The organism is Pseudomonas sp. NFACC45 (genome assembly GCF_900113505.1).
Classification (GTDB): Bacteria; Pseudomonadota; Gammaproteobacteria; order Pseudomonadales; family Pseudomonadaceae; genus Aquipseudomonas; species Aquipseudomonas tehranensis.
In genome coordinates, this window is record NZ_FOPO01000002.1 from 86,202 (window position 1) to 100,714 (window position 14,513).

Sequence of the window (14,513 nt, forward strand, 5' to 3'; positions counted from 1 at the left end):
AAAGCTGAAAAATTTGTTCGGATGCGATCAAACGCCCGTAGTCAGGCGGTGCCAGGCCATTAATTTTTTTTTCATCCGATTCGTTTTCAAGGGAGGCACATTCCGCTCAGGCACGCGGTATGTGAATTCCCAGGCAGCCGTCCTGGTTTTAGAAAGTATTGGATCAGGAGTGAACGTGAGAATGTCCGGGCAGTTATCGAGCTTTTGCCTCGCAGGTGTGTTTTTCGCAGTGAACCTGGGGTTCGGCTGCGTCGCCAGCGCTCAAGGTGATAAAGAACAGGCCAGTGCCGAGATCCGCCGCACCAGTTTTGGCGTGCCGCATATCCGGGCTCAGGATGAGCGCGGGTTGGGCTACGGCATCGGGTATGCGTACGCTGAAGATAATTTATGCCTGCTGGCCAATGAGATCGTAACGGTCAACGGCCAGCGCTCGCGTTACTTCGGCCCGGAGCAGGTCACGCTCGAACAGCGGGAGAACCGCGTCAGCGATATGTTTTTCAACTGGCTCAACACGCCGCAAGCCGTTTCCGGTTTCTGGCAGGCCCAGCCGCCGCAAGTCCAGCAACTGATCGAGGGCTATGTGGCGGGTTTCAACCGCGCGCTGACCGAACGCAAGGCCAAAGGCTTGCCTGAACAATGTGCAAGCGAATGGGTACGGCCGATTACGGCGTTGGACTTGGTCAAATTGACCCGACGTCTATTGGTGGAAGGTGGCGTCGGCCAGTTCGCCGAAGCCCTGGCCGGCGCTCAGCCGCCACGAGCGACGGCGGACGCCGGGGAGCCGAGGGCAGGTTTTGCAGGCGCAGCAACCCGGCAGCAGCGTTTCGCCCTGGAGCGCGGCAGCAACGCGGTCGCCATCGGCAGTGAGCGCTCCTTCAACGGGCGTGGGATGTTGCTGGCGAACCCGCACTTCCCATGGCTGGGGGGCATGCGTTTTTACCAGATGCACCTGACCATTCCCGGCAAACTGGACGTCATGGGCGCGGCCCTGCCAGGCTTGCCAGTGATCAACATCGGTTTCAGCCAGCACCTGGCCTGGACCCACACCGTCGATACCTCCAAACATTTCACGCTGTACCGTCTGCAACTCGACCCGAAAGACCCGACCCGCTACCTGCTCGATGGTCAATCCGTACCGATGAGCCAACAGACGGTGGCGGTGGACATCAAACAGCCCGATGGCCAGGTGCAGACCGTTTCGCGGGTGGTCTACGGCTCGCAGTTCGGTCCGATCGTGCAATGGCCCGGCCGGCTGGACTGGGATGACAAGTTCGCCTACAGCCTGCGCGATGCGAACCTGGAAAATGATCGGGTGCTGGCCCAGTGGTACGCCATGAACAAGGCCGTCACGCTCAAGGATTTGCAGCGCGCGGTCCATGAGATCCACGGTATTCCATGGGTCAACACCTTGGCGGTAGACGATCAGGGGCAAAGTCTCTACATGAACGTGTCGGTGGTGCCGAATGTTGATGCCGACAAGTTGGTCCGCTGCAGCGACCCGCGGGCAGGGCTGCAACTCATCGTACTGGACGGCTCGCGCGGCGAATGCGTCTGGGATATCGATCCCGAGGCCGTGCAGAAGGGTATTTACGCCGCCGACAAGCTACCGCAGTTGTTGCGCCGCGATTATGTGCAAAATTCCAACGATTCGGCCTGGATGGTCAACCCCTCACAGCCTTTGTCCGGGTACTCGCCTGTGATCAGTCAACAAGACCTGCCGCTGGGCCAGCGGACGCGTTTCGCCCTGGACCGACTGGGTAAGCTGGCCAAGGACGGGCCGGTGAAGGTGAGTGATCTGCAGCGCATGGTCATGGACGATCAGGTCTACCTTGCTGATCAGGTGATGCCGGACCTACTGGGCTTTTGTGCCGCTGACCTGGGGACCGATGCCTTGGCGTTGACCCAGGTTTGCAACGGCCTCAAGGCTTGGGATCGAACAGCCGGCCTGAACAGTGGGGTGGGGTTCATTCATTTCCAGCACATCATGGAACAGTTGCAGGCGGTGCCTGATTCGTGGCGCGTCCCGTTCGATCCGCAAGATCCGCGACACACCCCGCGCGGCCTGGCGATCGAGCGTCCTGCGGTGCTTGCGGCGGTGCGTCAGGCCATGCTGGCCTCGATGACGTCAGTGGAGGCGGCAGGGTTGCCGAAGGACAGCCGCTGGCAGGACGTCCAGGTTGCCAGCAGTGGCAGCCGGCAGACGCCCATCCACGGCGGCCCCGGGGAGCTGGGGATCTATAACGCGATTCAGAGTGTGCCGGGGGCCAACGGCAAGCGGGAAGTGGTCAGCGGCACCAGTTATCTGCAAGTGGTGAGTTTTGATGGCAAAGGACCCCGGGCTCAAGGTCTGTTGGCATTTTCCATTTCCAGCGACCCTGCATCGCCGTATTCGGCCGACCAGACCCAGGCATTTTCGAAGAAACAGTGGAGTGTGCTGCCCTTCACCGAGCAGCAGATCAAAGCCGATCCGCACTATCAGGCCGTGACTATCCGTGAGCGCGATAAGGCGGGCAGGGTGGCTGCGCACTAATTGCTGTTGTTTTACACAAAAGCCGCGACCGGACCCGGTGGCGGCTTTTTCAGTTGGAGGGTCGTTGACCGATGGAGTTGAGGACCGGGTTGCCATCCTTGTTCTGCGTCAGGTAAACCGGCAGGACTTTGGGCAACGAAGGCACCAGGTTCTTCACTTCGTTGAGGTTGTAGATACCACCGATACGCAGGGCGCCAGTGCTGTTGTCGGCCAGCATGACGGGATGTTCGAGATAACGATTGATCAGCGGGAGTGCATCGCTGAGGGCAAGGTTGTCCAGCACCAGCTTGCCGTTGCGCCACGCCAGCGAGCTGTCGTTGACATCGACTTCACGGATTTGCGGTTGGTAGTCGCCGGCTTTGTAGCTGGCCTGCATGCCCGGCGACAGTTGCGAGCCGTTACTGGCAAGTGCCTGGTTGCTGGTCACCCATACTGAGCCCTCCACCAGCGTCACCCGGACCTGATCCTGATACATCCATACATTGAAGCGAGTGCCGGTTACGCGCACTTGGCCCTGGCCGGCCCGTACAACGAACGGGTGTTGTGTGTCATGGCTGACGTCGAAAAACGCCTCGCCCTTTTTCAGCGTCACCCGACGCTCATTCTTGTAATTGGCAAATACCAGTTCACTGCCCAGGTTCAGTTCTACCTGGCTGCCATCACCCAGGGTGATGTGACGCACGCTTGCATCAGCTTCGAATCGTTCGTAGGAGTTGGCAACCCAGCCCAGGTTCCAGCCCGTGTAGGCGGCCAGGGGCATGCCCAGCACAAGCACCGCGGCTGCGACAGCCATCCGGCTCCAACGGGACCGAGGTCGCGGTATTGGCGCGGGAGATGGTGGCGCTTCGACACGCGGAAGATGATCGGCCACGGCCCATATCTCCAGCATGGCTTGGTATTCGAAAGCGTGCAGGGGATCGGCATCGTGCCATTGTTTGAATGCCAGCCGTTCGGCGTCGGTGCAGTCGACGGCGTGCAAACGCATGCACCAATGCGCGGCCGCATCGGTAATGGCGTCATATTCGGCTTCCGAGAGTGTATGTTCGGTCATTGACTCTTCCTGGTTTGCCGCATTCTAACCTTCGGCATGACCTGTCGAGAACCGCCATCATGGCGTTTGCATATCAAAATGAGCCTGTTTTTTCCGGTCAAAGGCTCGGACACCGGTAGGTCGTGCTTGTAGCGTGGCATATATCTCGTGAAAAAAAGATCAATACCCGTCCGCGCGCCCCGTCGCAGAGGCTGTCAAGCCGTAGCCGCTGGACTCATGGGCGGGGAGTCCAGTTGTCGGCCCAACTCACAGATGAGCAGTGTCATGGAATCGGCGTTTCGCAAGATAACGTCGATGCGTCCTGCCGGTGAATCTGGATCCAGAAAGATACTGCGTGCCTCGCTCATGGTCCTGGCGCCGGTCATTTTCAGGATTTCCCGGGCCATATCCCGATGTTCCGGGAAAAGCTCCAGGCTTTTGAGCCCGCCGGCAGCGCTGTCCCAGCCCATGAACAGTTTGTATCGCGGCGTGGTCAACGACAGCCCATTGCGTTGCTGGTCCTTTTGATAATTGTATTTTGCATGTCCGAACTGAGTGGCATTGGAAATCAAGTCCAGGAACGGGAGGGCCGCGTCCAGATAAACAATATCGAGCGTGTCGAAAAGCTGATGAGAAACTTCGTGGATAAGCACCGCGGCCTGGGCGTGGGCATCAACATTGAAGGAGTCCGGGACCGCGTCCTTGTACCAGTCCAATCCGACATCGAAGAAATACTGGGTCAGATAGATTCTGCCTGCCGTTTCAGGTTCGAGCACGAAGGCGGTCGCCCTATCGTCCATGTATTTCAAGCGGCCGATGACAATACGCTTGGCGTTGCGTGTTTCCCAGGACGGGTCGGCCAATGCCCGGCACAGCGGCGAGACGGCAGTGTGTATTTTCTTGATCAGGCTGGCGTCGACTTTTTTCACCCCAAAGAAGGCCTTCAGGAAAGTATCCAGCCGAGAGCCCGGCGGGACCTGATGTTTGATCTGATCCAGATTATGCAGGGCGTTGAATGAGTAATACCTGGCCACTTCCAGGGCCTGTTCGATCATGTTTGCGTAAGCCGGGTATTTGCGACGTATTTGCGCCATGCCCCGCGCCTCAATGTTGAGCGACGTTGAAGCCTTGTAGTCGCTGTAGGAATTGGCCAGCGTTGACATCACTTTTCCGTAGCGAATGGTCTGCCGTTGTGGGTCTACGGCCCATTGCTGGTTATCAGGCGACTGTTTCAGTATTGGCCCCTCTCCCTGTTCATGGACCACGCGCCAGACCTGGTTGGCTTTGGCCACCTGAAAAACGATGCCGGCAACAGGCGCATAAAGCTTGTCGGACCCTGGGGCCCTGTAGGTTCCGTCGATCACGTTCTTCTGCAGGTTGTGCAGGCTCACCTCCATGGCTTCGAAGGCTCGAAGGTTGGTGCGCGCCGGGGCGGTGGAGGCGATGTCCTGCCAACGCGGCGGGCTTGCCGCAGGGGCGCTCTGCGCGGCCGGTGCTATCGGGTCGAGCAGGCCGAAGGTGTCGTCGCGATTCAGGAAGCCGAGTGAAACCATCTCTGCCGCGCCAGCGATGAAGTCGTGCAAGCCTGCTTTCCAGTCATGCTGCTGTAGGGATTCAGCAGAGGCCTTGAAGTCTTGATAACTTTCCCAAAGCGTTTCGATAAATGTCAGTTTGCCTGGCAACTGTCGCCCCGCCAGCCTGACGCCGGCGCTGAACAGATGCAGGGCCGTTCCCCAGTCAAACTGGCGTTTTTTATCCGCTTGTGCGGTCAGCATGTCCGCTAACAGGGTGGTGTTGTCGTTGAACAATACGTCGAACAGGTTGGTCTTGATCGGATTGGAGGCCAGGGTGATTTCCGATTGAGAACCGACCGTGGAGGCGAACAGGTTCTTGAACGTGGCTTGCTGGCTTTCGGGAAGTCGACGAATCAGCAGGTCCTGCAACACGCCCGGCGTGTTGAAGGCGGCAATGAGGCTGGCCTGGTCCTTGAACTCGGTGAAGTTATGGCCCACGTGGTAGGGGGCATACAGCACATGGGGGGCTTTGTCATCGGTGCTCGATCCGATCAGGTAAAGCCCCAGTGCCTTGATCGCCGCAGTTCCCTGGGTTTTGATCAGCTCCAGTGGACGAATCAACGCGCTGGCGCCGTCCACTGCCTGGCGAGCGATGGCATCCGGCATGTCCAGTACCTGGCGAATCAAGTCAAACCCTGTGGGAGAAAGGTGCTGTTGTAGATGCAGTGCGTGAGCATGTTGCAACAGCTGCCAGGGCAACTGCCGGCGAAATCGCTGCTTTCTTTTCTGGCCATCGGTCGAGGTGGCGGAGAGTTCGTCCACTACGATTGTTTTATAGGTGGTGGGGATGTCCAACGACAACAGCATTTGCCTGATAGCCGTCTCGTTCAAGCTGTCGGGCAACGCGCGCCCGGAGGTCGAGGACACCTTGAAGCCTGTCTTTTGAGTGAAATCGGAATGATTGAGGGCGAACTCGGTCAAGCTGCTGGCGGGCCCCGCCAACGCATGGTTCGGGGTGATCAGCAGGGTAGCGGGATCCAGGTCTTTTACGGCGAAACGCGCGTTCAGGAGCGTTTTGAGCTTTTTACTCACATAGGTGTGCAGGGGCTCGATCCCGTCCAGATAATCCTTGTCATCGGCCACACTGCTTCGGTATTGCTCAAGCAGGTCAATCTGCAGGCGCTGTTCTTCAAGGGGGGCGGCGCCAAGCCAGGCGGGGAGTTTCTGTTGCAGCCGGATCGCCTGGGCGATACGACTGGCGCGTGTCAGATTGGTGGGAGCGGCTTTTTCGAGCAATGAGCCAAGGCTCTTTTGTCGTTCAGGCCCCGTCAACTGCCAGTCCCCGCTCTTGAGCGTGCTCAGATACCTGTATTGGGCCTCGAACAGCGCGATGAACGAATTCATCCGATTGAGCAGCACGTTGTCTTCGATCAGCTCAAACACATCAAGTTGATAGCGTCCATGGGGCTTGCGTTGCGCGGGCCAGAGGTTGGCGAGCAAACCAAAGCGCTTTCGTGAGTCGAGCAGGTGTCGATTCAATTGCTTCGTGGCAAGCTCGACTGACGCAAACACTTGCAAACCTTCGGCCGGCGTCCAGAGAATTGCCAGGCCCGAGTAAGGCGTATCCAGCCCGCCGCGTTCGGTCAGCAGGAAACAATTGGCCAGGGGCATGGAAACCGTTTCACCTGCTTCGGTGCATGCCAGCCTCAGCGAATAGACATCGGGCCGGAAGCCTTTGACCCCGATGCGTTGAGTGCGGTCCGGATAGTCGGCGTCAAAGGCAAAGACCGCGGCGATAAGGTCGCGCGCCGCCGGAGGCAGGGTGGCGTTGAGTTCTCTGAGTTCAGCTTCTGCACGTATTCCCAAGGAGAAAACGTTGGTCAGTTTAGGCAGCAGCTCTTTCAATGCCTGACGCAGTGAGATCTCGCTGGACAATGGCAATCGGGTCAGTTCGGCATTCAAAGCTTCTTCGACACTGGCATAGCTCTTGATCTTCCTCTCCAGCTGATCAGCCATGAAATTGGACGGGCGCAGGTTCCCGTAAAAAACCGGTTGCGTGCCCCAGTGTCCATCGGCCTTTTGCGTCAGCAGGCTTTTACCGATCAGGCTGCGTATGTCCAGGGCCTTGTCGACGAGCGCGTGGACGTCCATGTCTCCTTGGCGGGACATCTCCATGGCGAAATGAAGGTTTTTCAACTGTTTGCCAATGATCGCTTCTGCCAGCGACTCGAATACCGGCCAGGTCACCGTCTTGCCTGACACCTGGGGATCGTCAAGGCGCAGGAAGCGGTTGCGCTCCTCCAGGCTCAGCAGGCTGTAGAGTTCCTCCTTTCGCTCCGCACCAGCGGGGGTATTGAGCAGCGCCTCCCTGAAACCCAGGTAGTTGTCTACTTTCTCAAGGCCGTGACTGGGGGTGTAGAGATAGTGTCCCTTGGCGCTGATCATCAAAGAACCCGCCAGCTCGACGTAGAGCGGCTCATATTCCCAAAGACGCAAGGTTTCGATAAATAGCAGCGGTTCGTCCGGGCGAGATGGCCTGTACAGCCGCAGCAGTTCCTGGGCGTGTGCCTCGGTGAGTTGACGTTTCTCCCGCTTGATCAGAATCGTGGCTTGTAGCGCATCGCTGAGAACTTGGGAAAGAAAATGCCGGAGCGAGGTATTGAACGGGCCGGTGGCGTCCCAATAAGTGTCGATACAGTGGGTAAGCCTGGGGATCAGGTTGCTGGCGGTCACCTTCAACGCGCTCTCCCATTGGCGCTTGTTTTGCGGTGATACGGTGATGCCTGGATGGATGAAGTCGACGTCATGTCCGGCGGGCCGACCCTGGCTGTGGAAGTAGACCAGGACCGCCTCGCTCAGCGTCATGCTTCTGGTCAACTGGCTTGCCTTCTGACTTCCCGCGCTACTCCACGTGCTCATTGTTACGCGGGCCTGGCGATGATCAAAGTTGGACAGCACCTCATTCAAGATCGCGTCAAGCATCGCGCTGAGGGAGGGTAACTTGATCAGTTCATCCACCATTGTTCGGGCGTTGAGGCTTTGAGCGAACTCGATGGACTCGACCTGGGTGTTGAAGACGTCACCGTCGATACGTTGCCGGGTCGTCCTGATCGCGGAGGTGCTGTTGAGTTCGGCGCGCTGGGAAATCGATAACAGGCGAAAAAGATCGTCACGCTCGGCTGGACTGTCCAGCATCTCTTCCATCTTCTCTTCGAGAGCTTCGGGGCTGTCGAATTTTCTGATTCCGCCGTAGGGCGTGTAGAGGAACGCAGGCTGGGTCTGCGCTGCGCCTGTTGTCAGCGCTTTGAGCATAAAGCAGCCGGCCAGCGGGATCGGCGCGTTTGCGTCGACCTGCAAGAGAATCGTTTCGGCAGACATGGGGGGCGTCTGTGCGGCGCGCAGCGTGTGGCTGGACAGGGACGCGTGGTGCAGCCAGTCGAGGTCTGCCTGGGTCAATCCGTGGGGGGCGTTCAAGTCCTCCAGGTTATTGGTGGCCAATACCTCGGGAAATAATAGCGGCGTGGTTGCAGTGGTCATCGTTGCTTCTCGCTCAAGGCGCCGGGAGGTGGCACGTTTGGTGGATGAGCGGCCAGACTAGGCAACGATCAAAGAGCAAAGGTGGTACATAGTTACCGCACGCAAGCGCGGTGCTCAGCGTAATCCGGCACGAGCATGCTTTGCTCCGCCGCTGAAGCGGTGTTTAATCAGCCGGCTGGTTCCCCTTACGCTGTTGCTACCTCCAACAATCACTCTGGAGCTTCAGATGTCTGCGCTATCCGATCATGCCGGTTCAAGCACCCTGTCTTTTTCCGCTTTGGTGAGCTTGCTGGAGAAAGTATTCCTGCGACATGGCACCTCGGCCGAGGTCGCCCGGGCCTTGGCCGAAAACTGTGCCGGAGCCGAACGTGATGGCGCCCACAGTCATGGGGTATTCCGCATTCCCGGTTATGTCTCGACGCTGAAAAGTGGTTGGGTCGATGGTCAGGCAGTACCCACGGTTGAAGATGTGGCATCAGGGTTTGTGCGGGTGGACGCCGGTAACGGTTTCGCCCAGCCGGCCCTGGCCGCCGCACGTCCCTTGTTGGTAGCCAAGGCCCGTAGCGCCGGGATTGCAGTGTTGGCGATTCGCAACTCCCATCATTTCGCTGCCCTGTGGCCGGATGTCGAGCCGTTTGCCTATGAAGGTCTGGTGGCATTGAGCGTGGTCAACAGCATGACCTGCGTGGTGCCTCACGGTGCTGACCGGCCACTCTTCGGTACCAACCCCATTGCCTTCGCCGCGCCACGGGCCGATGGTGAGCCGATTGTCTTCGACCTGGCCACCAGCGCCATCGCCCATGGTGATGTGCAGATTGCCGCGCGCAAAGGCGAGTTGCTACCGCCGGGAATGGGGGTGGACAGCCTAGGTCAGCCGACTTGCGATCCGAAGGCGATTCTCGAAGGCGGGGCGCTCCTGCCTTTTGGCGGACACAAGGGCTCGGCGTTGTCGATGATGGTCGAGCTGCTGGCGGCCGCCCTGACCGGTGGCAACTTTTCCTTCGAGTTCGATTGGCACAACCATCCTGGGGCCAAGACACCCTGGACCGGTCAGTTGCTGATCGTGATCGACCCGAGCAAGGCCGCCGGGCAGAACTTCGCCGAACGCAGCCAGGAACTGGTCAGGCAGATGCATGGTGTTGGGTTGCGGAGGTTGCCGGGGGATCGTCGGCATCGCGAGCGCAGTAAATCCAATGAGCGGGGGATCGCACTGGACGAGCAGACATTGGTGCAGTTGCGGGAGTTGGCGGGAGTGTAAAGCCAGCTTCGAATGAGAGGCGAGGAATCATGGATTGTGGCGAGGGGATTTATCCCCGTCGGGTCGCGCAGCGGCCCTCAAACCTGCGCACGCCTTGCGCAGCTAAGTCGCATTGGGCTGCGATGCAGCCCTGCGGGGATAAATCCCCTCGCCACAGTTTCTGTGATCATTCACCGTTTTGCCAAGAGCACTTAACGCCGTCCGAGCAATAACCCCACCACCAGGCCGAAGCCTGCGGAAATGGCCACGGTCTGCCATGGATGTCCGCCGATATAGACTTCGGTGGCATCGACCATCGGCCGGGTGCGCTCCCGTGCGCTGGCGACCGAATCCAGTGCCTGTTGCAGTTTCTGGGAAATCTGGTCTCGCAGGTTTTCAGCGTCTTCACCGACCAGCGAAGCACTGCTTTTGAGCAGCTTTTCGGACTCTTCAATCAATGCCTTCAGTTCACTGAAGGCTTGATCCTTGATCTGTTCTCCATTCCCTTGCACGGTGCTTTTGCGAGCCATTGAGTTACTCCTTGCTGATGATGGCAGTGAACAATGGAGTGCTGCGGCTGGACAAAAGTTGCAGCGTCTGGCGATAGCAGCCCAGTTCACCCGAAATCGTGGTTAAGACGTTCCTCTGCAAGGTGTAAGATGGCGCCTATTTACGCAACAGGTATTTCCCATGAGTTTCAATCTGGCTGACAAGCCCCTGGCCGAGCGCGCGGCACTGGAAGACGAAAAGTCCCGACTCTTTGAACTGTGGCAAAACAATCTGGGCAAGGCCAAGGGCGACGCGGCCCGGTTGTTCGGCGAGCGCTCCAAGCGCAAGGGCAAGTGGTCCGAATGGGTGCGTGCCGAACTGGACGGCATGTCGCCGCCCGAGTACGCCAACATGGTGCGCAGTGAAGTCAATCGTCTGATGGCTGCCAACAAATAAACCTCAGGCAAAGGTTGTGATGATGGCCTCGCGTACCTTGACCACGGCCGGGTCCATCTGCGTATGGGTTCGCCAGCCCAGTTCGATAGGGTAGCGGGGCAGGTTCAGGGGGCAGGGCAGCAGTGCCAGGCCACTGAGCGAGGCGATCGCCCGGGCGGCATGCAGCGGAATGGTCGCCACGGCCTGGCTGCCCTTGAGCAGGAACGGCAGGGCGGCAAAGTGGGTGGTCGAGGCGCACACCCGTCGGCTCAGGCCTAGCGCGGCCAGCCCTTCGTCGGTGATGCCGATGAACCCACCCGAAGAGACGAGCAGATGCTCGCGGGCCACGAACGCCTCCAGGGTGAGCGTCTGCTGGTCTGGCGTCAGGCTGGCCGGGTCGACGAGACAGGCGTAGTCGCCTTCACCCAGTACCTGACGGCTGAGCAAGCGTTCGGTAAACCCGCCCGCCGTGATCGCCAGATCGAAACTGCGCTCCATCAGGGCCCGGCCGACGATCTGGCTATGGGTCTGGCGAAAAATCAATCGTAGCCCCGGTGCGCGTTGTGCCACTTCCTCGATCAAGCGCCGGCCATGGGCAATTTCGAAATCATCGGACAGCCCGACGATGACCGAGCGACCTTCGTAATGACTGGCGCCGGGGTCCACCATCGCCAGGCTCTGGCGACATTTATTCAGTGCCTCGCTGATCACCGGTTTGAGCTGATTGGCCCGTAAGGTCGGCGCCAGGCCGCGGCCAGTGCGCACAAACAATTGATCGTCATACAGGTTTCGAAGCCTGCGCAGTGCCGCGCTGATGGCCGACTGGGTCACGCCCAGGCGTAGCGCGGCGCGGCTGGCGCTGGATTCATCGTGCAAGGCTTCGAAGGTCTTGAGCAGATTGAGGTCAACATCCGCGATATTCATAACACTCATATCATTTAGCAGCGTATGGGGCTTTATTCATGATCGTCCGGCACCTGAAAATCAGCAACCCCAGATGATCGAGGAGTTGAAAACCATGCCCAAATCCATTGTGGCTGCCCTGCAGATCGGCTCGTTGCCCGGCGGCAAAGCTGACACCTTGGCGCAGATTCTTTCCTATGAAGATGCCGTACGTGAGGCCGGAGCACGCCTGGTGGTGATGCCCGAAGCGCTGCTGGGTGGGTATCCGAAAGGAGAAAGCTTCGGTACACAGTTGGGGTACCGGTTGCCCGAGGGGCGCGAGGCCTTTGCTCGTTATTTTGCCAACGCCATCGACGTGCCTGGCAGTGAAACCGAGGCATTGGCCGGGTCTTCGGCGCGCACGGGGGCAAGTCTGGTATTGGGGGTCATTGAGCGTGACGGCAGTACCTTGTACTGCACCGCCCTGTATTTCGAGCCAGATGCCGGCCTGGTGGCCAAGCATCGCAAGCTGATGCCCACTGGCACCGAGCGTCTGATTTGGGGTAAGGGCGACGGCTCGACTTTACCGGTGATCGACAGCCAGGTCGGTCGTGTAGGCGCTGCGGTGTGTTGGGAGAACATGATGCCGCTGTTGCGCACCGCGATGTACGCCAAAGGGGTGCAGGTCTGGTGTGCGCCGACGGTGGATGAGCGGGAGATGTGGCAGGTGACCATGCGTCATATCGCCCACGAAGGTCGTTGCTTCGTGGTCAGCGCCTGTCAGGTTCAGGCCTCGCCTCAGGCGCTGGGTATGGAGGTGGCGAACTGGCCTGCCGAGCGTCCCTTGATTGCCGGTGGCAGTGTGATTGTCGGCCCCATGGGGGACGTGTTGGCCGGTCCGCTCAAAGGCACGAGCGGGTTGTTGACCGCCCAAATCGATACCGATGAACTGGTACCGGCGCGCTACGACTATGACGTGGTCGGCCATTACGCCCGGCCCGATGTGTTCGAACTGGTGGTGGACGAGCGGGCCAAACCCGGTGTGCGTTTCACTCGTTGATTTACCAAGTGGCCGCGGTACCCGGCAAATCCAGGGTGCCGCGGTCAACGAAGCGCAGGGTGCCGAACAGTCCACCGGCCAGTTTGCCTTTGAGTACGTAAGGCAGGTTGTCCAGGCTTTGGGTCTGGCTCAGGCCCAGCGTCTGGCGCAGCACGGAGAAAGCCGAGATGCTCACCGGCACGCTCAGTACTGCCTCGGAGAACCGTGGGATGGATCCGGTCTGATCGCTGACCCCCGATGCCAGCGTTCGGCCGTTAACCTCGAGGTCGAGCGCGACACCGTTGTAATCGATGGTGGTTTCGTTAGGGTTCTGCAATCGCAGTTTCACGGCAAAGCGCATCTCCAGTTCCTGGCTGGGCAACGGTTCGATGCCCACCACGGTGATGTTCAGCGGATCGCGGTGCGGGAAGAGGGCGCAGGCGCTCAGGCTGAGCAACATCAGGAAAAGGGACATACCGAGGGCTCTGCGCATGGATAAACTCTCACGATAATAGGTGGGGCAAACGGGCGAACTGCGTAGAGCACGATAACCCACATCTCTCTCAAACCCCCGCATATCACGCGGTTTCCAGTTCAGACAAGGCTCATGGCTCCTGACAGTTTCTGACACCAGGCTCTGCTAATCTGCGTCAATCTTTTTTGCGGATCGCCCATCGTGTCGCGTACCACTCGACTGCTCACATTATTGCAAGTCTTGCGCGGCAAGCGCTGCCCGGTTACCGCTGCGACATTGGCGGCCGAGTTGAAAGTGTCCGAGCGCACGCTCTACCGCGATATCGCCGAACTCTCGGCCCTGGGGGCGCCGATCCAGGGCGAGGCGGGCATTGGCTATGTGTTGCGCAGCGGTCTGTTCCTGCCGCCATTGATGTTCACCGCCGATGAAATCGAGGCGATTGTGCTGGGGCTGCGCTACGTTGATCAGCGTGGTGACGAGGTGCTGGGCAAGGCCGCTGCCGACGCTTTGGCCAAGGTCGCTGCGGTGCTGGCGCCTGACGTCCGGGATGCCCTGCGCAACCCCACGGTGTTGCCCGGGCCTCCGGGCTACGGCTATCCACAGAATACGGTGGAGCTGAATGTGTACCGCCAGGCCATTCGCGCTCAAGCCAAGCTGCACATCGATTATGCCGACGTGAATAAGAACCCCAGCCAGCGCCTGATCTGGCCGTTGGCCCTGGGTTTTTTCAATGAGGCGCGAGTGGTGGTGGCGTGGTGTGAGTTACGCGGCGCCTATCGGACCTTTCGTACAGATCGGATCGCTACTGCCACCGAGCAGGGCGAGCGCTATCCTGGCAGGCGCAGCGACTTGCTGCGCGCCTGGTTCAAGCTGATGGACCTGGACGAGGCGGGGCGTTTCACTCCTGACAAAAACTGACACAAGGCTGTTCTAGCATGGCGTCAGATCGATAAAACAAGGAGCCGTACCATGTCCAATCCCGTCTCTTCCCTGGCCCCGGCCATCGCCGGTTACATTGCGGCCGCCAATGCCCGTGACAGTTCGGCGGTGACGCGTTTTTTCGCCGAGGATGCCAATGTGTTCGACGAAGGCCAGCACCGCGTCGGTGCCCAGGCCATCGCTCAATGGATGGAAGACACCGCCCAGCGTTTTCAGCCTCGGGTTGAGGTGCTCAATGTGCAGCAACGCACCGGCAAGGTGCTGGTGCATAACCTGATCTCCGGAACTTTCCCCGGCAGCCCGCTGGAGTTGCGCTACACCTTCCGGCTCGACGAGCAGGGGAAGATCAGTCGGCTGGATATCTCGATCTAGATGTTTGCACGTTGGTTCGTCAACACCTGTAGCG

At 59.4% G+C, this 14,513-nt stretch carries 11 protein-coding genes; 6 read left to right on the plus strand and 5 right to left on the minus strand.

Annotated features, from left to right (window positions below; translation table 11 throughout):
- Positions 1–181: 181 nt before the first annotated feature.
- Complete coding sequence (locus BM132_RS03290; RefSeq protein ID WP_092453238.1) at positions 182–2,530, plus strand: bifunctional acylase PvdQ; 2,349 nt, start codon at positions 182–184, stop codon at positions 2,528–2,530.
- 49 nt (positions 2,531–2,579) lie between these two features.
- Here the strand turns inward: BM132_RS03290 and BM132_RS03295 are convergent, their stop codons facing one another.
- Both BM132_RS03295 and BM132_RS03300 read right to left on the minus strand, forming a co-directional pair.
- Positions 2,580–3,581, minus strand: a complete 1,002-nt coding sequence (locus BM132_RS03295) for a FecR family protein (RefSeq protein WP_092453241.1) — start codon at positions 3,579–3,581, stop codon at positions 2,580–2,582.
- Positions 3,582–3,775: 194 nt separating this feature from the next.
- On the minus strand, positions 3,776–8,611 hold the full coding sequence (locus BM132_RS03300; RefSeq protein ID WP_092453244.1) for a dermonecrotic toxin domain-containing protein: 4,836 nt from the start codon (positions 8,609–8,611) through the stop codon (positions 3,776–3,778).
- A gap of 226 nt (positions 8,612–8,837) precedes the next feature.
- On the opposite strand from BM132_RS03300, the gene BM132_RS03305 reads away from it, so the two are divergent.
- The gene (locus BM132_RS03305; RefSeq protein WP_092397908.1) at positions 8,838–9,869 is read left to right on the plus strand and encodes an Ldh family oxidoreductase; all 1,032 of its coding nucleotides are present in this window, start codon (positions 8,838–8,840) and stop codon (positions 9,867–9,869) included.
- 191 nt (positions 9,870–10,060) lie between these two features.
- Here the strand turns inward: BM132_RS03305 and BM132_RS03310 are convergent, their stop codons facing one another.
- Positions 10,061–10,378 (minus strand): ElaB/YgaM/YqjD family protein, encoded by a 318-nt coding sequence (locus tag BM132_RS03310; protein WP_092453247.1) that lies wholly within the window; start codon positions 10,376–10,378, stop codon positions 10,061–10,063.
- 160 nt (positions 10,379–10,538) lie between these two features.
- On the opposite strand from BM132_RS03310, the gene BM132_RS03315 reads away from it, so the two are divergent.
- Entirely contained in the window at positions 10,539–10,793 is a 255-nt protein-coding gene (locus tag BM132_RS03315; protein WP_076384979.1) for a hypothetical protein, read from the plus strand.
- A 3-nt stretch (positions 10,794–10,796) separates the two neighbouring features.
- Here the strand turns inward: BM132_RS03315 and BM132_RS03320 are convergent, their stop codons facing one another.
- Entirely contained in the window at positions 10,797–11,696 is a 900-nt protein-coding gene (locus BM132_RS03320; RefSeq protein WP_177218134.1) for a LysR family transcriptional regulator, read from the minus strand.
- 94 nt (positions 11,697–11,790) lie between these two features.
- Here BM132_RS03320 and BM132_RS03325 point away from each other — a divergent pair, with 94 nt between their 5' ends.
- A complete protein-coding gene (locus BM132_RS03325) occupies positions 11,791–12,714 on the plus strand; it encodes a carbon-nitrogen hydrolase family protein (RefSeq protein WP_092453888.1) in 924 nt (307 codons plus the stop codon).
- A 1-nt stretch (position 12,715) separates the two neighbouring features.
- Here the strand turns inward: BM132_RS03325 and BM132_RS03330 are convergent, their stop codons facing one another.
- On the minus strand, positions 12,716–13,186 hold the full coding sequence (locus BM132_RS03330) for an LEA/WHy family protein (protein ID WP_092453253.1): 471 nt from the start codon (positions 13,184–13,186) through the stop codon (positions 12,716–12,718).
- A 183-nt stretch (positions 13,187–13,369) separates the two neighbouring features.
- Here BM132_RS03330 and BM132_RS03335 point away from each other — a divergent pair, with 183 nt between their 5' ends.
- Positions 13,370–14,086 (plus strand): helix-turn-helix transcriptional regulator, encoded by a 717-nt coding sequence (locus tag BM132_RS03335; RefSeq protein WP_092397916.1) that lies wholly within the window; start codon positions 13,370–13,372, stop codon positions 14,084–14,086.
- 51 nt (positions 14,087–14,137) lie between these two features.
- Positions 14,138–14,479: a nuclear transport factor 2 family protein gene (locus BM132_RS03340; RefSeq protein ID WP_092397918.1), complete on the plus strand. Its 342-nt coding sequence runs from the start codon at positions 14,138–14,140 to the stop codon at positions 14,477–14,479.
- The last annotated feature ends 34 nt before the right edge of the window (positions 14,480–14,513 follow it).